This window comes from Streptomyces sp. MS19 (assembly GCF_047200595.1).
Taxonomy (GTDB): Bacteria; Actinomycetota; Actinomycetes; order Streptomycetales; family Streptomycetaceae; genus Streptomyces.
The window spans coordinates 123,490-141,828 of the sequence record NZ_JBJZOH010000013.1 but is presented as its reverse complement, the minus strand read 5'-3'; the positions used below and the strand labels follow the sequence as shown (position 1 = coordinate 141,828).

Genomic DNA, 18,339 nt, shown 5'->3' with positions numbered 1-18,339 from the left:
CATGGCGGTCGTCCTGTCCGTCGCCTTCGTCTGCGGCACGCTCGTCTTCACGGCGACGATGAACACGACGTTCGACAAGCTCTTCGCCGACACCGCCTCCAACGTCATGGTCGCCCCGGCGGCCGAGGACGGCGAGGGCGGCATGTTCGACGACGAGGGGCCCGCCACCGGCGTCCCCGACACCCTGCCCGCCTCCCTCGCCGACGAGATCGCCGGCGTCGAGGGCGTGGACCGCGTCACCGGCACCGTCGTCTCCACCAGCGCGGTCGCGGTGGACGAGGACAACGAGAACGTCGGCCCCACCACCGGCGCCCCCACCATCGTCTCCACCTGGTCCGACATCGAACTGCGGTCCATGGAGATCACCGAGGGCACCCCGCCCGCCGGGCCGGGCGACATCATGATCGACGCCGACACCGCCGAGAACCGCGACCTCGGCACAGGCGACCGCGTGCGCCTCGTCACGGTCGGCGGCGACCAGGACTTCACCGTCTCCGGCATCGCGGCGTTCACCGTCACCAACCCGGGCGCCTCCCTCCTCTACATCGACCTCGACACGGCCCGCGCCCTCCTCCTCGGCGGCCAGGACGCGTACACGTCCCTGTACGTCGACTCCACCGGCGCTGTCACCGACGAGCAGCTCAAGGCGGCGGTCGGCGACGCGATCGGCGCCGACGCGTACAAGCTCCAGACGGCCGACGAGTTCGTCGAGGAGAACCGCGACTCGATCGGCGAGGTCCTCTCGATCCTCGAATGGGTCCTGCTCGGCTTCGCGGGGATCGCCCTGCTGGTCGGGATCTTTTTGATCGTCAACACGTTCTCGATGCTCGTCGCGCAGCGCACCCGCGAGATCGGCCTGCTCCGGGCCCTCGGGTCGAGCCGCCGCCAGATCAACAGGTCCGTGCTCACCGAGGCGCTGCTCCTCGGCGTCGTCGGCTCCGTCGTCGGCTTCGGCGCGGGCGTCGGCGTCGCGGTCGGGCTGATGGCCCTCATGAGCGCCATCGGCGTGGAGCTGAGCACCGGCGACCTGACGATCGACCCGAGCGTGCCGGTCATCGGCCTCGTCCTCGGCGTCGTGGTCACGCTGCTCGCCGCGTACGTCCCGGCGCGCCGCGCGGCCCGCATCAGCCCCATGGCCGCGCTGCGGGACGCCGGCATGCCGGGCGACGTCAGGGCGAACCGGGTCAGGGCGGCGATCGGCGCCGTCCTGAGCCTCGCGGGACTCGCCTCGCTGGCCGCCGCGGCGGCGCAGGACGAGGCGGCGGCGGGCGGCGGCCTCCTCGCTCTCGGCGTGCTGCTCAGCCTGCTCGGGCTGATCCTCGTCGGCCCGGCGCTGGTCGGCCTCGTCGTCCGGTGCATCGCGGCGGTCCTGCTCCGCGTCTTCGGCCCGGTCGGCCGCCTCGCCGAACGCAACGCGCTGCGCAACCCGCGCCGCACCGGCGCCACCGCCTCCGCGCTGATGATCGGCCTGGCCCTGGTCGTGGGCCTGTCCGTCGTCGGCACGTCCATGGTCGCCTCCGCCACCGACGAGATCGACCGCTCGCTCGGCGCCGACTACATCGTGCAGCCCACGGTGATGTCGCCGATCACCGAGGACATCCAGCGGGCCGTCGAGGACGTGGACGGCATCGCACGCCTCACCCCGTACCGCGACATCGAGGTGGACGTCACCGCGCCGGACGGCACGGAGACGGACTCCAGGATCGGCGCCGTCCCCGACACCTGGAACGACGACGTCGCGCTCGACGTCCTCGACGGCTCCATGGCCGACGCGCTCGGACCCGACAGCATCTCCGTGGACAGCGACTTCGCCACCGAGGAGGGCCTGGCCCTCGGTGACACGCTGGACGTCGCCTTCGAGGACGGCGACACGGCCACCCTCACGATCCGCGCGATCGTCTCCCCGGACAGCGCGCTCGTCGGCGCCTGGTACGTCTCGCTCGCCACGGCCGGGCAGTACGTCCCGGCGGAGGCGCTGGCGCTGCCCATCTTCCTCTTCGCCACCGCGGAGGACGGCCAGGAGGACGCCGTCGCGGCGGGCCTGGACGCGGCTCTCGACCCGTACCCGCAGATGGAGGTCATGGACCGGGCCGAGTTCAAGGAGATGCTCCAGAGCCAGATCGGCGGGCTGCTCAACATGGTCTACGGCCTGCTCGCGCTCGCCATCATCGTGGCCATCCTCGGCGTCGTGAACACCCTGGCCCTGTCGGTGGTGGAGCGGACGCGCGAGATCGGCCTCATGCGGGCCATCGGCCTCTCGCGCCGCCAGCTGCGCCGCATGATCCGCCTGGAATCCGTCGCCATCGCCCTGTTCGGCGCGCTGCTCGGCCTCGGCCTGGGCATGGCGTGGGGCGTGACGGGCCAGCAGCTGATGGCGCTGGAGGGGATGGACGTGCTGGAGATCCCGTGGCCGACGATCGTGGTCGTCTTCCTCGGCTCCGCACTGGTCGGCCTGCTGGCCGCCCTCTTCCCTGCGATCCGCGCAAGCCGCATGAACGTCCTCAACGCCATCGCGACCGACTGACGCCCCCCCCCCGCCCGACCCCGACGAGCCGCCCCCACCCCGGGGGCGGCTCGTCGCATGCCCGGACTTTGTCACGGCTGAGACAATGTGCCGCGTGAGCGACCACGACCTTGCGGACGTCCTGGGCACCCGCGAGACGACCACTCTGGAGTTCAAGCGCACGGCCAGGCGTGAAGGCAGGCGCGGGGACGTCATCGGGCAGGCCGTCTGCGCGATGGCCAACGACCTCGCGGGCAAGGGCGGCGGCGACATCCTCATCGGGGTGGACGACGACGGGCAGCCCGTGGACGGCGTGGACGTCAGCGACCGCGCACTGCTCGCCCTGACCGACCTGCGGGACGACGGGCGCATCCTGGACCGGCCCTCGTTCACCGCCGAGGTCGCCCGCTTCCGGGGCCGCCCGGTCGTCCGCCTGCGTGTCGAGGCGTCCGCCACGCCGCCCGTCCGCTTCGAGGGGGTCGTCTGGGTACGTCCAGGACCGACCACCCGCCGGGCCAGTCGCGAGGACGAGCGGGTCCTCTCGGAACGGCGGCGCGCCAACGACGGACCGTTCGACACACGGCCCGTCCCCCGCTCCGGCCAGGACGACCTCGACATCGACCTGTTCCGGCGCTCCTACCTGCCCTCGCTGGTCGATCCCGACGTGATCGAGGAGAACGGACGCTCGCTTCCCGTGCAGCTCTCCTCCCTCCACCTGGCCACTCCGGACGGCCATCCGACCGTGCTGGGGCTGCTGGCGGTCGGCCTCGATCCGTCCGGGCACATTCCCGGCGCGTACCTCCAGTTCGTGCGGTACGACGGGACGGATCTCGACGCGCCGATCGCCGACGAACAGGAGATCCGCCAGAACCTCATCGGCGCCGCCACCCGGCTCGAACCCCTGCTGCGCAGCAACATCCGCACCCGCGTCACCGGGGACGGCTTCCAGGAGACCCCGCGCCCCGACTATCCGATCGAGGCCCTGCGGGAGATCTGCATGAACGCCCTCATGCACCGCAACTACGAGACCTCCTACGCGCCGACGCGCATCGTCTGGTTCGAGGACCGGATCGAGGTCACCAATCCGGGCGGCCCCTTCGGGCAGGTGCGCGACGACAACTTCGACCGCGTCACCGACTACCGCAACCCGTCGCTGGCCGCCGCGCTCAAGGGCCTCGGATACGTCAACCGCTTCGGGCGCGGCATCGGCCGCGTCCGCAAGGTGCTGGAACGCAACGGCAGCCCGCCCGCCGAGTTCAGGATCGACTCCGCCTCCTGGGCCGTGACCGTCCGGAGAGCGGCATGATCTCCATCGCGCTGTGCAACGGCAAGGCGGGTGTCGGGACGACGACTCTCCTGTACCACCTGGCGCACATGCTCAGCCGTCAGGGCGCGGCAGTCCTCGCCGTGGACCTCGACCCGCAGGCAGAGCTCACCGCCCTGTGCCTGGACGAGGACGAGATCGAGGAGCTCTGGTCCGGCACCGCGCCGTGGACGGTCGCCACTGGTGTGCGCCCTCCCCTCGACGGCACGGGTGACGCCGCCCCGGTGCCGCCGACCCTCCTGCGCCCCGGACTGTGGCTCCTCCCGGGAAGCCTCCGGCTGGCGCGTGCCGAGGAACGGCTGTCCCACCAGTGGTCCGCCGCCTTCAACGGAGACATTGCTGCGGTCCGCACCATCACGGCGTTCCACCAGCTGATCACACGGGCGGCCGGATCGGTGGGCGCGGACGTCGTCCTCATCGATGTCGGTCCGCATCTCGGCGCGATCGCCCGCGCCGCCCTCGTCGCGGCGGACACCGTTCTGACGCCGCTGGCCGCCGACATCTTCTCGCTCCAGGGACTGGACGTCCTCGGTCCCGCCCTCCGGCGGTGGCGTCATGCGTGGCAGCGTCTCGTCCTGCCGCGGATGCCTCCTGGTACCGTCGTGCCCGAAGGAAACATGACGCCTCTGGGCTACGTACTGATGCGCCCCGAGCCGCGCCTTGACAGGCCCGCCGAGCGTTACGCGGAGTGGTACGCGCGCATCCCGGGCGCGTACGCGTCCGCCGTCCTCGGAGAACGCCCCCCGGCCGGTTCCGCTGGGGACGACGGCCACCAGATCGCTGCCCTGCGCAACTACCGCAGCCTGGCACGGCTCGCACGTGATGCCCGTAAGCCCATGTTCGACCTCAGGGCTGCCGACGGCGCGCTCGGCAGTACGGAGAGGTACGTGCGCACCTGCCACCGTGAGTTCAGCGCACTCGCCGACGCCGTGCTCCGGCGGGCGGAACAGGCGGTGGGGGAGCGCTGACCATGAAGCATCAGAGGGCGTGGGCGAGTGCGGTGCCGAGGAAGGCCGCTGTCAGGCCGACCAGGGGGGAGGCCAGGGTGTTGGCCGTCGCGCGCAGGGGGGTGCCGGTTTCGGCGAGGCGCAGTGTCTCCCACGAGAACGTCGAGTAGGTGCTGTAGGACGCGCACACGCCGGGGCCGAGGAAGTGCTCGACGTCGGCCGGGACCGCCGCCGCGCTGACGAAGCCGAGCGCGGCGCAGGCCAGCATGTTGACCGTGAACGTGCCCCACGGGAAGAGCGTCCCGAGGCGGGTCTGGACGGCGCGGTCGGTGAGGTAGCGCAGGGGCGCGCCGATCAGCGCCCCGGCGATCACCAGCAGCCAGTTCACGCGTGCCTCCGTCCCGAGGGCAGGCCGGCGAGGCGGCGGGTCAGGCGCGCGGCGGCCAGGACGGCGGTGACGGCGCCCGCGACGGTCGCGGCCAGGTAGAGGACCGCCGTCACCGTGTGGCCGTCGGACAGGAGGTGCCGGGCGTCGGTCGCGTACGTGGAGAACGTCGTGTAGCCGCCCAGTACGCCGGTGCCGAGGAACGGGCGCAGGAGCCGGTGTGTGGTGAAGCGCTCGGTGACGAGCACCATCAGGACGCCCATTGCGGCGCAGCCCGTGAGGTTGACCGCGAAGGTGGTCCAGGGGAAGGCGCCGCTGCGCACCGGCCACAGCAGCCCGGCGCCGTAGCGCGCGCAGGCGCCGATCGCCCCGCCCACCGCGATGGCGGCGAGGACCTGGGCCTCGCTGCGGCCCGGTGTGGGCGCCGCGTCCGGGTCGATGGGCGAGTGCGGGGTGCCGGGGCGGTCGGGCTGGTCGTTCACGGGGCGTTCTCCTGCCTGCTGGGCGCGCGCGGGCGCGCGGATGGACCAGGCAGGGACCGTTGTCGGCGACGGTGCCGCGGTTCGGGTACGGCGGGCCCCACCGCCGTACGGCCGGACGCGCCGGTCGCGTGGTCCAGGGTAGCCAAGCGCCCGCTCCGCTGTCATACACGGGGCGGGGCGCGGGACGCCGCACCGGCGCACCGCCGGTCCCGCGGCGCCCGGTTCCCTTCCCCCTCGGTGTCCATGGTCCAGCCCCCCGGTTCCCCACCGGACGCCCCCTCGGCGTCCGCCACCGATCATGGCGTACGGGTCTGACAGCGCCGGCGGAGCTCGGCACGCCGGGTGGTTCGCGACCGCATCGGAAAGCGGCTGAGCCCCTTCCTCCCCACCCGTACCATCCGCTGCTCCCCGCACATCCGGGACCGGAGAACACGTCCGCCGGGAAGGGAAATTGTCCGATACCCGGCCGCTCGCCGGACGAATGCCGCGACACGGCTCCGTGAAAAACCCGGGCATTCCCCGAAAATTCTCACGCCGCCTTCTGGTCAACCTGTCATCCGGCTGTTGAAGGAGATCTGATCCTGCGGAAGAGTTGGCATGGAGCTCACGTACTCGTTTCCGGATGAGCCGGTGACCGCCTCTTGTGCGAGCGGTGCACCCTTCTGGGATCTCGCGAAGATCCCGTGAAAATGGCGTGGTACCGAAGACCGCGTGCCATAGGAACTCAATCCCAGGGAAGACGAATCTGATGACGCATTCTCTTTCGGCGTCCAGTATCGGAAGAATCGGCGATGACCTCGCCATTCAGGCCGAGCTGGAAGATCCAGAAGTCCTGAATATCGAGAGCTTATCCAGGCGTATGCGTGCCGCCGTGCTGCGCATGATCCACGACGCGGGCTCGGGCCACATCGGCTCCTCGCTGTCCGCCGTCGACGTGATGGCCGTGCTCCGGTTCGACCAGATGCGCTGGTCCCGTGGCCCGGGGCGGGACGTGTTCGTCCTGTCCAAGGGGCACGCGGCGCCCGCCTGGTACGCCGCCCTCCTCGTCGGCGGCGACCTCGACGCGGGGCTCGTGTCCACCCTCCGCACGCTGGACAGCCCGTTGCAGGGCCACCCCGACCGCGCGCGCTGCGAGTTCGTCGACGTCAGCACCGGCGCGCTGGGGCAGGGCCTTTCGGTGGCGATCGGACGGGCCCAGGGCCGGCGGCTGCGCGACGGCGGCGGGCACGTCTACTGCCTGGCGGGCGACGGCGAGTGCCAGGAAGGCCAGGTGTGGGAGGGGGCGATGTACGCCGGGGCGCGCGGCGTCTCCAACCTCACCCTGGTCGTCGACGCCAACGGCCGCCAGAGCGACGGCACGGTCGAATCGACCCTCCCACTCGACTCCCTCGCGGAGAAACTCACGGCTTTCCGCTGGTCCGTCCGAGAGGTGAACGGACATTCCCATGAGGAGCTGCGGCAGGCGTTTTCCGCCGCCCGCCGCGAACACCGCCGCCCCACGGCCGTCATCGCGCACACGCAGAAGGGCCATCTCGGCCCGGACCGCGCCCCCTTGCTCGACGGCTCCCACAGCGGGCTGTTGAAACCCGATGAACTGGAAGAAAGCCTGCGCTATTTGAAGGTGGCCCGATGAAGGCCACGAGAGACTGGTTCGGCGCGGCCCTGACGGAACTCGGCGACGCGCGTGACAATGTCGTCGTAGTGAACTGCGACCTCGGTTCGGCGACCAAGACCCTGGCTTTCAGGGACCACTTCCCCGATCGCTTCTTCGAATGCGGAATCGCTGAGGCAAACGCCATCGGCGTCGCGTCGGGACTGGCCCAGGAGGGGTTCCGACCGTTCGTGGCGAGCTTCGGGCACTTCCTGACCGGAAAATATCTGGAGATCTTCCAGTCGGTCGGCCTCAACGACGCGGGCGTGGTCCTCGTCGGCACCCACGCCGGACTCGCCATCGGCAAGGACGGCCCGACCCAGATGGGCCTGCGCGACATCGCCGTCATGCGCACCCTGCCCAACCTGGAGATCCTCCACCCGGCGGACGGGGCCGAGACACGGGCCATGCTGGAGTACATCGCCGGCCACCGCCGCCCCACCTACCTGCGGCTGTGCCGCCAGCCCCAGCGCGAGTTCCACGAGCCGGGACACCGCTTCGTCTTCGGCAGGCCCGACGTGCTCCGCACCGGCGAGGACATCGCCGTGGTCACCATGGGCGGCGTCGTGGAGGCGGTGCTCGACAGCCTCGAAGGCCTGGCCGGGCACGGCATCCACCCCACCGTGGTCAACCTGTCGTCCCTCCCCGCCGACCGCGACGCCGTGCGCGCCCTCGGTGACTCCCACCGCGGCGTCCTCGTCATCGAGGACCACTACGTCACCGGCGGCCTGGCCGACGAGGTGGGCCGCATCCTCCTGGAGGCCGACCGGCCGCCCCGCTTCTCGTCCTGGGGCGTCCCCGACTACGGGCAGGCCGCCTCCCCCGAGGACCTCTACGCCCGCTACCGGCTCGACACCCCGGCCGTCACCGGCCACATCCGCGCCTTCGCCGATTCCCTCGCCGCCCTGGGAGTGTGAGACCCGTGCCGCCATCCACCACTTCGACCGTCCGGGACCTGGTCGGCGACGCGACCGGTCACCGCTACGTCTTCACCGAGCTGTCCCTGCCCGCGGGCGGGACCACCCCGTTCCGCCGCCACCCCGACGACCTGCGCACCCACATCGTCATCGGCGGCGCCGTGGAACTGGAGGCCGCCGCGGCCCCCGGGGAGGTGAGCACGACGCGGTACGGCGCGTTCACCGGCTGGCACGCCCCGCCCGGCAGCGTGTACCGGCTCGTCAACCGCGGCGACACCGAGGCGCTGGTCATCGAGGCCGGCACCCGGGCCGGGACCGTCCGCGAGGCCGACGACGCCGCGGCCCTCCTCGACACCGCCGCCCCGCCCCCCGCCTGCCGGGACGCCTCCGACTACACGGTGGACAAGCCGTGGGGCCACGAGATCTGGTACACGGCCAACCTCGACGGCCCGCCCTACGCGGTCAAGCAGATCCACATGACCGCCGGACACCAGTCCTCCCTCCAGTCGCACCGCTTCAAGGCCGAGACGAACTACGTGGTCGAGGGCGAGGCGAAGGTCCTCAACGGCCTGCGGGCCCCCGCCGACACGACCGAGGCCGTCGACCCCGCCCGCATCCCCGCCGCCCTGCACGGCCCGCGCACGGGCTGGTCCTCGGCGCCGGACATCCTGCACCGGGTGATCGCGCAGCGCACGTACACCTCCGTCGAGGTGTCCACCAGCGAACTCGACGACGTCATCCGCTGGCAGGACGACACCGGCCGGGGCGACGGCCGCATCGACAGCGAGCACGAGGGGGCCAGGTGAGCAGCGCGGAACTGATCCGCCTCTACCTCGCCGAGCAGCAGAAGGTCATGGAGAACTTCCCGGTCGAGCAGCTCGACCAGGTGGCCGCGATGCTGTTCGAGACGTACGACAGCGGCGGCACCGTCTACGCCATGGCGAACGGCGGCAACGCGGGCACCCTCGACCACTTCCTCTGCGACTTCACCCACCACCCCTTCGTCAGCGAGGACAAGTCCCGCCCGCTGCCGGACAGCGTGCGCAGGCTGCGGTTCGTCAGCCTCTGCGGCTCCCCGTCCGAACTCACCGGGCTGGTCAACGACCTGGGGGCCGACGAGATGTTCGCCGCCGCCCTGGCGCCGTTCGTCGGCGGACGCGACCTGGTCATGGCGTTCTCCGGCAGCGGCAACTCGCCCAACGTCGTCCGCGCCCTCACCGTGGCACGCGACGCCGGGGCGCGCACGTTCGCGATGACCAAGGGGAACGGCGGGCGCTGCCGGGAGCTGGCCGACGTCTGCCTCGTCGTGCCGGGCACCTCGGCGTTCCCCGGCCAGACCGGCGCCAACGACAACAACTTCCACTTCGAGGACATGGCGCTGTCGGTCAACCACATCCTCGTCGGCCTGCTCAAGGCCCGCGTGGGCGCGGCCGCCTGACGGACACCGGAGGGGAACGCGCGTGGAGAACGTGGCGACCGCACCATCGCCGCCATCGGTGACGAAGGGCGTCACCTCGCAGACGACGGCCTACTTCCTCTGCTTCACGCTGGTGGGGGTCCTCTCCGCCATGCTGGGGCCCTCGCTCCTCGTCCTGGCCGAGCGTTCGGGCGGCACACCGGCCGATCTGAGTCTGCTGTTCACGGTGGACTCGTTCGGCTCGGTGTGCGGCTCCCTGCTCGCCGGCTGGCTGCTGGGGCGCTTCCCCACACACCTCCAGGCGGCGCTGGCGCTGGCGTGCCTCATCGCGCTGATGCTGACGCTGCCCCTGCTGACCGGCCGCGCCGTGATGCTGCCCGCGTGGTGGGCGCTCGGCCTGTGCAAGACGTTCCTGATCGTCACTGTGAACACCTTGCTGGTACGTGAACGGCGCGGCACCGTCGGTCCGTTCATGAACGTCGCGGACTTCTTCCTCGGCCTCGGCTCGCTCCTGATGCCCGTGGCCATCGCCCTCTCCCTGCGCGCCACCGGACAGCTGGTGCCCGCGTACTGGGCGGGCGCGGTGCTCGCCGTGGTCCTGCTCGTGTGGCTGCTGCGGATGCTGCCGGGACCGACCGTCACCGTCGACCGGCCCCGTACGGGCGACGGCGGCGACACCCGGCAGGCGTGGGTGCTGCCGCTGGTGGCCGCGATGCTGTTCCTCTACGTGGGCGCGGAGATCAGCTTCGCGGGCTGGATCCCCACCTACGTGGCGGACCGCGGCCTCACCCACGAGACCGCCGACGCCGCCTACTTCACGGCGCTCTTCTGGATCGCCGTCACGGCGGGCCGGCTGCTGTGGGCCCCCCTCGCGGGCCGGTACGCCCCCGAACGGCTGCTGACCGCCGCGTTCGCGGGCAGCGCCGCCGTCCTGGCCGCGCTCTTCGGCCTCGGCGCGCCGACGCTGGGCTCGGTCGCCGTCGGCACGGTGGTGTTCGGCCTGTTCATGGCGCCCGTGTTCCCCTCGGCGTTCACCCTGCTGGAGAAGCGCGTCGGCGTGAGCGGCAAGGCCAGCGCCGTGTGCCTGTGCACGGCCAGCGTCGGCGCGATGTTCTTCCCCTGGCTCGTGGGCCGCCTCCTCATCTTCTGACCGGCCAAGGCAAGGACTCCCATGCATGTCATCGACACCCCGGCCATGCCCCCGGCGACACGGGACGCGTTCCTCACCCTGATCGGACCCGACCGCGCGGACCGGCTCCAGGACGCCGCCCGCCGGCTGCGCCGCCGCCTGGACGGCGGCACCCTGTGGCACGTCAACTCCACCGCGGCCGGCGGCGGGGTGGCCGAGATGCTGCACGTCCTGGTCCCCTTCTACCGCGCGCTCGGCGTCCCCGCGCGCTGGGCGGTGGTGGACGGCGACCCGGCGTTCTTCGACACCACCAAGCGCCTCGGCAACCTCGCCTACGGCAGCGTCCAGGACGCCGACCGCCTGCGCCCCGGCGACCTGGACGGCTACACGCGGCACCTGGCCGCCGAGGCCGAACGCCTGCGGACCGTCCTCGGCCCCGCCGACGTCCTCCTCCTGCACGACCACCAGACCGCCGGGCTCGTCCCCGGCCTGAGCAGCGTCACCGCAGGTGTCCACTGGCGCTGCCACGTGGGCGTGGACGCGCCGACGCCCGGCTCGCGGGAGGCGTGGGCCGCCCTCGCGCCGCTGCTGGAGAAGGCGGACGGCGTCGTCTTCTCCGTGCGGCAGCACATCCCCGAGGAGCTGGCCCACCACCGCGCGGCCGTCATCCCCCCGGTGCTGTGGCCGTTCGCCCCGAAGAACGAGCCGCTGCCCGCCGACCGGCTGCCCGCCCTCCTCGAACGCTGCGGCCTCGGGCCGGGCGACGCCCCCGGCTACGTCCTCGCCGACGGCCCGCGCGACCCCGCCGCGCCCCTCGTCGTCCAGGTGTCGCGCTGGGACCGGCTGAAGGACATGCACGCCGTGCTCACCGGCTTCGCCGCCGTCCCCGACGCGCACCTCGCCCTCATCGGCCCCGACCCCGCGTCCATACCCGACGACATCGAGCAGGCCCACTGGTTCGAGGTGTGCCGCGCCGCGTGGACGGCCCTGCCCCGGGACGTCCGCCGCCGTACCCGCCTCGTCTGCCTCCCCATGCGCGACCTGGACGACAACGCGCGCCTGGTCAACGCCGCCCAGCGCGCCGCTGACGCCGTGGTGCAGAAGAGCCTTGCCGAGGGCTTCGGACTCACGGTCACCGAGGCCATGTGGAAGGCCCGCCCGGTCGTCGGCAGCGCCGTCGGCGGCATCGCCGACCAGATCGACCACGGCCGTACCGGCCTGCTCCTCGACGACCCCGGCGACCTGGCGGCGTTCGCCCGGCTGGTCACGGACGTGACCGGCGGCGCGGTTGACGGCGCCGCGCTCGGCCGCCGGGCGCGCGCCCGCGTGCACGGCGCGTACCTGCCGGACAGCGACCTGCTGGCCGTCACCGGACTGCTGCTGACCTGACCCACACAGAAACCGACACGGAAACCGACACAGCGACAGGAGGCCCCATGACCATCGCGACAAGCACCCGCCTCACCGAGGAAGACCTGCGCTTCTACGAGCGCAACGGCTACCTGACCGTCCCGCAGCTGCTCCCGCGGGAGAAGTTCGACCAGCTGCGCGCCCACTTCGAGGACAAGCTCGTGAACCTCCCGGGCGGCATGCGCCCCGAGGACATGGACGTCCCGCACTTCACCGACACCCGGCTGTTCGACTGGTTACTGGACCCGGGCGTCCTCGACCTGGTCGAGCAGATCATCGGCCCGGACATCGCGCTCTTCTCCGCGCACTTCTTCTGCAAGCCCGCCGGGGACGGCAAGAGCGTCCCGTGGCACGACGACGCCTACTACTGGCGGGAGACCATCATCCCCGCCGCCAAGGCCGTCACCGTCTGGCTCGCGCTCGACCCCGTGGACGAGGAGAACGGCTGCATGCGCGTCGTCCCCGGCAGCCACGCCCCCGGCGCCAGGCGCTACCGCCCGACGACCGACCCCACCAGCGTCTTCGACGAGGAACTCGACCCCGACAGCGTGGACCCGGCCCAGGCCGTCCCCCTCCGCCTGCGCCCCAACGAGTGCAGCATCCACTCCGCCACGCTCGTCCACGGCAGCGAGGCCAACGTCAGCGCCAGGCGCCGCTGCGGCTTCACCATGCGCTACATCAGCACCGACGTGCGGTTCAACCACGAGGAGGTCGGCGACCGGCACCAGATCTACCTCGCCCGCGGCACCGACCGCGCGGGCAACGTCTACGCCGACCCGTCCACGCCCAGCCCCGAACTGGTCGCCAACCGCGGCGCGGGACAGAACTACGTCGGCGCCCGCCGGCCCGGCGGCGCCCGGCCGGGCCAGGGCTGACGGTGCTCCGCCTCACGGTCACCGACCGGGGCACGACGCGGCGGCTGGAGTGCGCGGCCGTGCTGTTCGACATGGACGGCACCCTGGTGGACTCCAGCCGCTGCGTCGAACGCACCTGGCTCGCCTGGTGCGCCCGGCACGGCATCGACAGCGACGCCCTCTTCCGCGTCTCGCACGGCCGCCGCAACCGGGAGACGGTCGCGCTGATGGCCCCCCACCTGCCCCCTCCCGAGGTCGAACGCGAGATCGCCGCGCTCGTACGGGCCGAGGAGGCGTGCCGCGACGGCATCGCCGCCGTCCCGGGCGCGCGGCGCGTCCTCGCGGCACTGCCCGCCGACCGGTGGGCCGTCGTCACCTCGGCCTGGCGGCGCCTCGCGGAGATCCGCCTGCGCGCCGCCGGGCTGCCCGAGCCGCGCGTCCTCGTCACCGCCGACGACGTGACGGCCGGCAAGCCCGACCCCGAGGGCTACCTGCGCGCGGCGGCCTCGCTCGGCGCCGAACCGGCGCGCTGCCTCGTGGTCGAGGACGCCCCGGCGGGCCTGGCCGCCGCGCGGGCCGCCGGGATGCGGACCCTCGCCCTGCGCAGCCGGCTGACGGCGGGCCGGCCCCACCTAGACTTGCTCTGCGACGATCTGACCGCACTACGTCACGAAGGTGCCGGATGAAATACACCAAACTCGGGTCCACCGGGCTCGACGTCTCGCGGCTGTGCCTGGGCGGTATGAGCTTCGGCGAACCCGGACGCGGCGCCGACACCTGGACCCTCCCCGAGAAGGAGAGCCGGGAGATCGTCCGCGCCGCGCTGGAACACGGCGTCACGTTCTTCGACACGGCCAACGTCTACTCGGCCGGGAGCGGCGAGGAGATCCTCGGCCGCGCCCTGCGCGACCACGCGCGCCGCGACGAGGTGGTCGTCGCGACCAAGGTGTTCGGCCCCATGCGGGAGGGCCCCAACAGCGGCGGACTGTCCCGCAAGGCCATCCTCACCGAGGCGGAACACAGCCTGCGCCGCCTCGGCACCGACTACATCGACCTCTACCAGATCCACCGCTGGGACCCCGCGACCCCGGTCGAGGAGACGCTCGCCGCGCTCGACGCGCTGGTGACGTCGGGCAAGGTCCGTTACGTCGGCGCCTCCTCCATGTTCGCCTGGCAGTTCGCCAAGGCCCTGTTCACGGCGGGCGCGCACGGGTGGGCCCGGTTCGTCTCCATGCAGGACCACTACAACCTCCTCAACCGCGAGGAGGAACGGGAGATGCTGCCGCTCTGCGCCGACCAGGGCGTCGGCGTGCTGCCGTGGAGCCCCCTCGCCCGTGGCCGCCTCGCACGCCCCGCACCGGCCGCCACGCCCCGTACCGGGGACGACGCCTTCGGGGACAGCCTCTATGAGGGCACCGAGGCGGCCGACCAGCGGGTCGTGGACGCGGTGGCGTCGGTCTCCCGGGCGCGCGGCGTCCCCATGGCGGCCGTCGCCCTGGCCTGGCTGCTGCGCCGGCCCGCCGTCACCGCGCCCGTGATCGGTGTGACGCGGCCCGAGCACCTGCACGACGCCCTGCTGGCCGTGGACCTGGAACTGACGGAGGAGGAGGCCGGGGCGCTGGAGGAGCCGTACGTCCCGCACCGGGTCGCCGGCTTCGAGTGACACCCGCCCGCCCGGCCGCGTCTCAGGGCTTGTGCCACACGAGCGACCAGCGCCAGAACAGCCTGCGGCGTATCCGGGCGCCGGGCAGGACGCGGCCCGCCTCGCGGACGATCTCGGCGTACGTCGTCTCCGCCGGGCGGGTCGGCGCCGTCATCGCGACGGGGCGCGGCGCGCGGCGGCCCCTGTTCTTCAGCCAGCCGGTGGCGGCGTTGGCCGGGATCGCGGCGGCCTCCAGGAGGAAGTCGCCCGGTGTGCGCGGGCGGTACAGGCCGAGGACGACGAGGGTGCCGCCCGGGGCGAGGTGTTCGCGGAAGGCGGTGAGCGCCTCGGTGAACGGGAGGTGGTGCAGGACGGCGACGCAGGTGATCGCGTCGTGCGGTCCGGGCGGCAGGCCGGTCATGGCGTCGCCGAGCGTGTAGGTGACGGGCAGGGCGGGCGGCGTCAGGTCGTGTGCGAGGGCGAGGATCGCCGGGTCGGCGTCGATGCCGTGCACCCGCGTGGCGCGGCGGGCGAGGAGCCGGGCGAGGTCGCCGCTGCCGCAGCCGACGTCCAGCGCGCTGGTGACGCGGTGGGGCAACTGCCGCGTGATCCACGGGTGGTAGTGGGCGTTGTGGTCCCAGGGGTGGCGCGCGTTGAAGCGGTGCAGCGCCTCGGCGGCGCGACCGGCGGCGGCTGGGGTCATCCCGGCGATTCTGGCAGACGCCGGTGTGCGCCGCCCCGGCGGTTCGCGGAGGTCATTCCGGGTCGCGGTCGAACGTGGAGGTCGCCCAGAGATAGCCGAGGACGGTCAGGGCCAGGCACCAGCCGACGGCGAGCCAGCCGTCCGCGCCTATCTCCGTGCCCAGCAGCAGTCCGCGCAGCGTTTCGATGGCGGGGGTGAAGGGCTGGTACTCGGCGATGGGCCGGAACCAGCCGGGCATGGTGTCCAGCGGGACGAAGGCGCTGGACAGCAGGGGCAGCAGGATCATCGGGAGGGCGTTGTTGCTGGCGGCCTCGGCGTTGGGGCTGATCAGGCCCATGCCGACCGCGATCCAGGTGAACGCGAGGGCGAAGAGGACGAGCAGCCCCAGGGCGGCGAGCCACTCCGTGACGGTGGCGTCCGTGGTGCGGAAGCCGATGGCCACGGCGACACCGGCGACGAGGACGACGCTGACGACCGCCTGGAGGACGCTTCCCGCGACGTGCCCGACGAGCACCGAGCCGCGGTGGATCGCCATGGTGCGGAAACGGGCGATGATCCCCTCGGTCATGTCGTTGGAGACGGACACGGCGGTCCCGACGGTGGTGCTGCCGATGGTCATCAGCAGCAGGCCGGGGACGATGTAGGCGGTGTACGCCGCGCGGTCCCCGCCGCCTCCGATGCCCGCGCTCATCACGTCGCCGAAGACGTAGACGAAGAGCAGCAGCAGCATGATCGGGGTGAGCAGCAGATTCAGGGTGAGGGAGGGGTAGCGGCGGGCGTGCAGGAGGTTGCGCCGCAGCATGGTGGTCGAGTCGCGCGCGGCGAGGGCCAGGGTGCTCATCGGGAGATCTCCTCGGGCTGGTGGGGACGGGCGGCGCTGCTGGTGAGGGCGAAGAACACGTCGTCCAGGTCGGGGAGGTGGACGGTCAGTCCGTCGGCCTCGACGCCCGCGGCGTCGAGCCGGCCGAGGAGGGAGCCCAGGGCGCGCTGGCTGCCGTCGCTGGGGACCTGGAGGGTGAGGGACTCGTCGCCGGGAGCGGCCTCGGGCAGGGCCGTGGCGGCGGACCGGTAGGCGGCGGGGTCGGTGAAGCGCAGGCGGACGTGTCCGCCGGGGACCAGGCGCTTGAGTTCGTCCGCGGTGCCCTCGGCCGCTATGTGGCCGCTGTTCAGCACGGCGATACGGTCGGCGAGTTCGTCGGCCTCGTCCAGGTACTGGGTGGTGAGGAAGACGGTCACGCCGTCGCTGACGAGTCCGCGGATGATCTGCCACATGGAGTGCCGGGAGCGGGGGTCGAGGCCGGTGGTGGGCTCGTCCAGGAAGATGATCCGCGGGTTCCCGACGAGGGTCATGGCGATGTCGAGGCGGCGGCGCATGCCGCCGGAGTAGGTGGCGGCCGGTTTCCGCGCGGCGGTGGTGAGGTCGAAGCGTGCGAGCAGGTCGGCGGTGACGCGGCGGCCCTCCCGCCGGGACAGGTGGTGCAGGTCGGCCATCAGGAGCATGTTCTCCTCGCCCGTGATCAGGCCGTCGACGGCGGAGAACTGCCCGGTGACGCCGATCGCCGCGCGCACCGTCTGCGGGTCGGTGGCCAGGTCGTGGCCGTCCACGCGGATCTCGCCCGACCCGGGGCCGGGGGACAGCAGCGTGGACAGGATCTTCACGACGGTCGTCTTGCCCGCGCCGTTCGGGCCGAGCAGCGCGAAGACGGTGCCCGCCGGGATATGCAGGTCGATCCCTTCGAGCACGGGCTTGTCGCCGTAGGACTTGCGCAGGCCGGCGGCGGAGATGGCGGCGGGCCGCGCGTGACCGGCGCCCTCGTTGGATGTGGGCATGACAGGAGAAGGCATGGGGTCCTCCCTGAGGAAGGCGGTGTGGTGGGAAGGCGGGCGGTAGGGGGCGGGACGGTAGGGGGCGGGCTGGGCGCCCGGCTCAGATCTTGGCGCGGAGGATGTCGATGTTGCCGAACCGGGTCCGGGCGCGGACCTCCACGGTGTCGTCGGTCTGCTCGGGGGACTCGGACGCCGTGAGCGTGTTGCGCACCTGGCCCGCGCGGGAACTGACGTCGAGCCAGGCGGCGGTACCCTCGCGGACGCCGACCTCGATGGCGCCGTAGGAGGTCTCCAGCTGGACGGTGCCGCGCGCGACATCGGAGGCGCGCACGGTGCCGTGGGCCGTGGTCGCGGTGACCGAGGACTCGGCGCGGGCGATGTCGATGTCGCCGTGGGCGCCGCTCACCCGCAGGTCGCCGGTGACGGTGCCGACGCTGGTGGTGCCGTGCGAGTTCTTCAGGACGGCGGGACCGTCGACGAAGCCGACACGCAGGCTGCCGGCGCTGGTCGTGATCTCGGCCGCGCCCTCGACCCGCCCGACGGTGATCGAGCCGTGCGACGCGGTCAGCCGCAGCGGGCCGGTCGTGTCGAGGCGGACATCGCCCGCCGAGGTCCGCGCGCGGACGCCGCCGAGCCTGCCCTCGCCGAGCACCTGGGCCCAGGCGCCGGTCATCTCGACGTGCGAGCCGGTGGGCAGCTCGATCGTCACGTCCACGGTGCCGCGCCGCCCGAAGGGGTGGCGCTGCTTGCGCATCCTGACGGTCAGCCCGCCGTTGGCGAAGGTGACCTCGGTCTGCTCCGCCGCGCGGACGTCCGCGTCGCGCTCCGGGTCGCGTGGCCGCACCTCGACCACGGTGTCGGTGCGGTCTCCCGCGGTGAAGCGGATGGAGCCGGCCTCCACGTGCGCGATGGCCGAGATCGGTCCTGGGGTGTCGAAAGAAGGCATGGCTGTCCCGTCCTCCTGGGTCTTCGGGGCGTCCCCGCTGGTGGGACGTACTGGTTGAGGCGGTGGGGTGAGGCGGTGGGGTGAGGTGGTGGCGTGACCGGAACGCGGGGCCGGGGCGCGGCTGGGTCGTGTCGTTCGGGTCGTGCCTGGCGCGCGCCGCCGGTCACCGCGCCTCGGCCGCGTTACCGCATCGCCCGGGTAC

At 72.6% G+C, this 18,339-nt stretch carries 18 protein-coding genes; 12 read left to right on the top strand and 6 right to left on the bottom strand.

Going from position 1 to position 18,339, the window contains the following annotated elements:
* Position 1 precedes the first annotated feature (1 nt).
* The 3 genes from ACL02R_RS15920 to ACL02R_RS15910 all read left to right on the top strand — a co-directional run bounded on the left by ACL02R_RS15920 (position 2) and on the right by ACL02R_RS15910 (position 4,795).
* A complete protein-coding gene (locus ACL02R_RS15920; RefSeq protein ID WP_412797554.1) occupies positions 2 to 2,524 on the top strand; it encodes an FtsX-like permease family protein in 2,523 nt (840 codons plus the stop codon).
* A gap of 85 nt (positions 2,525 to 2,609) precedes the next feature.
* Positions 2,610 to 3,809, top strand: coding sequence for an ATP-binding protein (locus tag ACL02R_RS15915; RefSeq protein WP_412797553.1), 1,200 nt, complete (start codon positions 2,610 to 2,612; stop codon positions 3,807 to 3,809).
* Positions 3,806 to 4,795: a ParA family protein gene (locus ACL02R_RS15910; RefSeq protein ID WP_412797552.1), complete on the top strand. Its 990-nt coding sequence runs from the start codon at positions 3,806 to 3,808 to the stop codon at positions 4,793 to 4,795. The genes ACL02R_RS15915 and ACL02R_RS15910 overlap by 4 nt, the downstream gene beginning before the upstream one ends.
* 10 nt (positions 4,796 to 4,805) lie before the next feature.
* Here the strand turns inward: ACL02R_RS15910 and ACL02R_RS15905 are convergent, their stop codons facing one another.
* Positions 4,806 to 5,162: a fluoride efflux transporter FluC gene (locus tag ACL02R_RS15905; RefSeq protein WP_412797551.1), complete on the bottom strand. Its 357-nt coding sequence runs from the start codon at positions 5,160 to 5,162 to the stop codon at positions 4,806 to 4,808.
* On the bottom strand, positions 5,159 to 5,641 hold the full coding sequence (crcB, locus tag ACL02R_RS15900; RefSeq protein ID WP_412797550.1) for a fluoride efflux transporter CrcB: 483 nt from the start codon (positions 5,639 to 5,641) through the stop codon (positions 5,159 to 5,161). The genes ACL02R_RS15905 and crcB overlap by 4 nt, the downstream gene beginning before the upstream one ends.
* A 748-nt stretch (positions 5,642 to 6,389) precedes the next feature.
* Here crcB and ACL02R_RS15895 point away from each other — a divergent pair.
* The 9 genes from ACL02R_RS15895 to ACL02R_RS15855 are packed head-to-tail and all read left to right on the top strand — an operon-like array spanning position 6,390 to position 14,682.
* A complete protein-coding gene (locus ACL02R_RS15895) occupies positions 6,390 to 7,274 on the top strand; it encodes a transketolase (RefSeq protein WP_412797549.1) in 885 nt (294 codons plus the stop codon).
* Positions 7,271 to 8,209 (top strand): transketolase family protein, encoded by a 939-nt coding sequence (locus ACL02R_RS15890; protein ID WP_412797548.1) that lies wholly within the window; start codon positions 7,271 to 7,273, stop codon positions 8,207 to 8,209. The genes ACL02R_RS15895 and ACL02R_RS15890 overlap by 4 nt, the downstream gene beginning before the upstream one ends.
* 5 nt (positions 8,210 to 8,214) lie before the next feature.
* Positions 8,215 to 9,015, top strand: a complete 801-nt coding sequence (locus ACL02R_RS15885) for a hypothetical protein (RefSeq protein ID WP_412797547.1) — start codon at positions 8,215 to 8,217, stop codon at positions 9,013 to 9,015.
* Positions 9,012 to 9,647 carry an SIS domain-containing protein gene (locus tag ACL02R_RS15880; protein WP_412797546.1) on the top strand — a complete coding sequence of 212 codons (636 nt, stop codon included), beginning with the start codon at positions 9,012 to 9,014 and terminating at the stop codon, positions 9,645 to 9,647. Before ACL02R_RS15885 ends, ACL02R_RS15880 begins: the two co-directional genes overlap by 4 nt.
* A gap of 31 nt (positions 9,648 to 9,678) precedes the next feature.
* Entirely contained in the window at positions 9,679 to 10,776 is a 1,098-nt protein-coding gene (locus ACL02R_RS15875) for an MFS transporter (protein ID WP_412797545.1), read from the top strand.
* A gap of 21 nt (positions 10,777 to 10,797) precedes the next feature.
* Positions 10,798 to 12,144: a glycosyltransferase gene (locus tag ACL02R_RS15870; protein ID WP_412797544.1), complete on the top strand. Its 1,347-nt coding sequence runs from the start codon at positions 10,798 to 10,800 to the stop codon at positions 12,142 to 12,144.
* Positions 12,145 to 12,191: 47 nt separating this feature from the next.
* Complete coding sequence (locus ACL02R_RS15865; RefSeq protein WP_412797543.1) at positions 12,192 to 13,040, top strand: phytanoyl-CoA dioxygenase family protein; 849 nt, start codon at positions 12,192 to 12,194, stop codon at positions 13,038 to 13,040.
* A 2-nt stretch (positions 13,041 to 13,042) separates the two neighbouring features.
* Entirely contained in the window at positions 13,043 to 13,705 is a 663-nt protein-coding gene (locus tag ACL02R_RS15860) for an HAD-IA family hydrolase (RefSeq protein WP_412797542.1), read from the top strand.
* Positions 13,702 to 14,682, top strand: coding sequence for an aldo/keto reductase (locus tag ACL02R_RS15855; RefSeq protein ID WP_398848801.1), 981 nt, complete (start codon positions 13,702 to 13,704; stop codon positions 14,680 to 14,682). Before ACL02R_RS15860 ends, ACL02R_RS15855 begins: the two co-directional genes overlap by 4 nt.
* Positions 14,683 to 14,704: 22 nt before the next feature.
* Here the strand turns inward: ACL02R_RS15855 and ACL02R_RS15850 are convergent, their stop codons facing one another.
* The 4 genes from ACL02R_RS15850 to ACL02R_RS15835 all read right to left on the bottom strand — a co-directional run bounded on the left by ACL02R_RS15850 (position 14,705) and on the right by ACL02R_RS15835 (position 18,137).
* Complete coding sequence (locus ACL02R_RS15850) at positions 14,705 to 15,364, bottom strand: class I SAM-dependent methyltransferase (RefSeq protein ID WP_412797541.1); 660 nt, start codon at positions 15,362 to 15,364, stop codon at positions 14,705 to 14,707.
* A gap of 52 nt (positions 15,365 to 15,416) precedes the next feature.
* Positions 15,417 to 16,205, bottom strand: a complete 789-nt coding sequence (locus tag ACL02R_RS15845) for an ABC transporter permease (RefSeq protein ID WP_412797540.1) — start codon at positions 16,203 to 16,205, stop codon at positions 15,417 to 15,419.
* Positions 16,202 to 17,209 (bottom strand): ATP-binding cassette domain-containing protein, encoded by a 1,008-nt coding sequence (locus ACL02R_RS15840; RefSeq protein ID WP_412797539.1) that lies wholly within the window; start codon positions 17,207 to 17,209, stop codon positions 16,202 to 16,204. Before ACL02R_RS15840 ends, ACL02R_RS15845 begins: the two co-directional genes overlap by 4 nt.
* 82 nt (positions 17,210 to 17,291) lie before the next feature.
* Positions 17,292 to 18,137 carry a DUF4097 family beta strand repeat-containing protein gene (locus ACL02R_RS15835; RefSeq protein ID WP_412797538.1) on the bottom strand — a complete coding sequence of 282 codons (846 nt, stop codon included), beginning with the start codon at positions 18,135 to 18,137 and terminating at the stop codon, positions 17,292 to 17,294.
* Positions 18,138 to 18,339 lie beyond the last annotated feature (202 nt).

Excerpts from the sequence above, each read along its gene's own strand:
- ACL02R_RS15865 (WP_412797543.1), top strand. The coding sequence starts at position 12,192 with ATGACCATCGCGACAAGCACCCGCCTCACCGAGGAAGACCTGCGCTTC.
- ACL02R_RS15890 (WP_412797548.1), top strand. The coding sequence starts at position 7,271 with ATGAAGGCCACGAGAGACTGGTTCGGCGCGGCCCTGACGGAACTCGGC.
- ACL02R_RS15910 (WP_412797552.1), top strand. The coding sequence starts at position 3,806 with ATGATCTCCATCGCGCTGTGCAACGGCAAGGCGGGTGTCGGGACGACG.
- ACL02R_RS15870 (WP_412797544.1), top strand. The coding sequence starts at position 10,798 with ATGCATGTCATCGACACCCCGGCCATGCCCCCGGCGACACGGGACGCG.
- ACL02R_RS15920 (WP_412797554.1), top strand. The coding sequence starts at position 2 with ATGGCGGTCGTCCTGTCCGTCGCCTTCGTCTGCGGCACGCTCGTCTTC.
- ACL02R_RS15895 (WP_412797549.1), top strand. The coding sequence starts at position 6,390 with ATGACGCATTCTCTTTCGGCGTCCAGTATCGGAAGAATCGGCGATGAC.
- ACL02R_RS15840 (WP_412797539.1), bottom strand. The coding sequence starts at position 17,209 with ATGCCTTCTCCTGTCATGCCCACATCCAACGAGGGCGCCGGTCACGCG.
- ACL02R_RS15855 (WP_398848801.1), top strand. The coding sequence starts at position 13,702 with ATGAAATACACCAAACTCGGGTCCACCGGGCTCGACGTCTCGCGGCTG.
- ACL02R_RS15850 (WP_412797541.1), bottom strand. The coding sequence starts at position 15,364 with ATGACCCCAGCCGCCGCCGGTCGCGCCGCCGAGGCGCTGCACCGCTTC.
- ACL02R_RS15915 (WP_412797553.1), top strand. The coding sequence starts at position 2,610 with ATGTGCCGCGTGAGCGACCACGACCTTGCGGACGTCCTGGGCACCCGC.
- ACL02R_RS15835 (WP_412797538.1), bottom strand. The coding sequence starts at position 18,137 with ATGCCTTCTTTCGACACCCCAGGACCGATCTCGGCCATCGCGCACGTG.
- ACL02R_RS15845 (WP_412797540.1), bottom strand. The coding sequence starts at position 16,205 with ATGAGCACCCTGGCCCTCGCCGCGCGCGACTCGACCACCATGCTGCGG.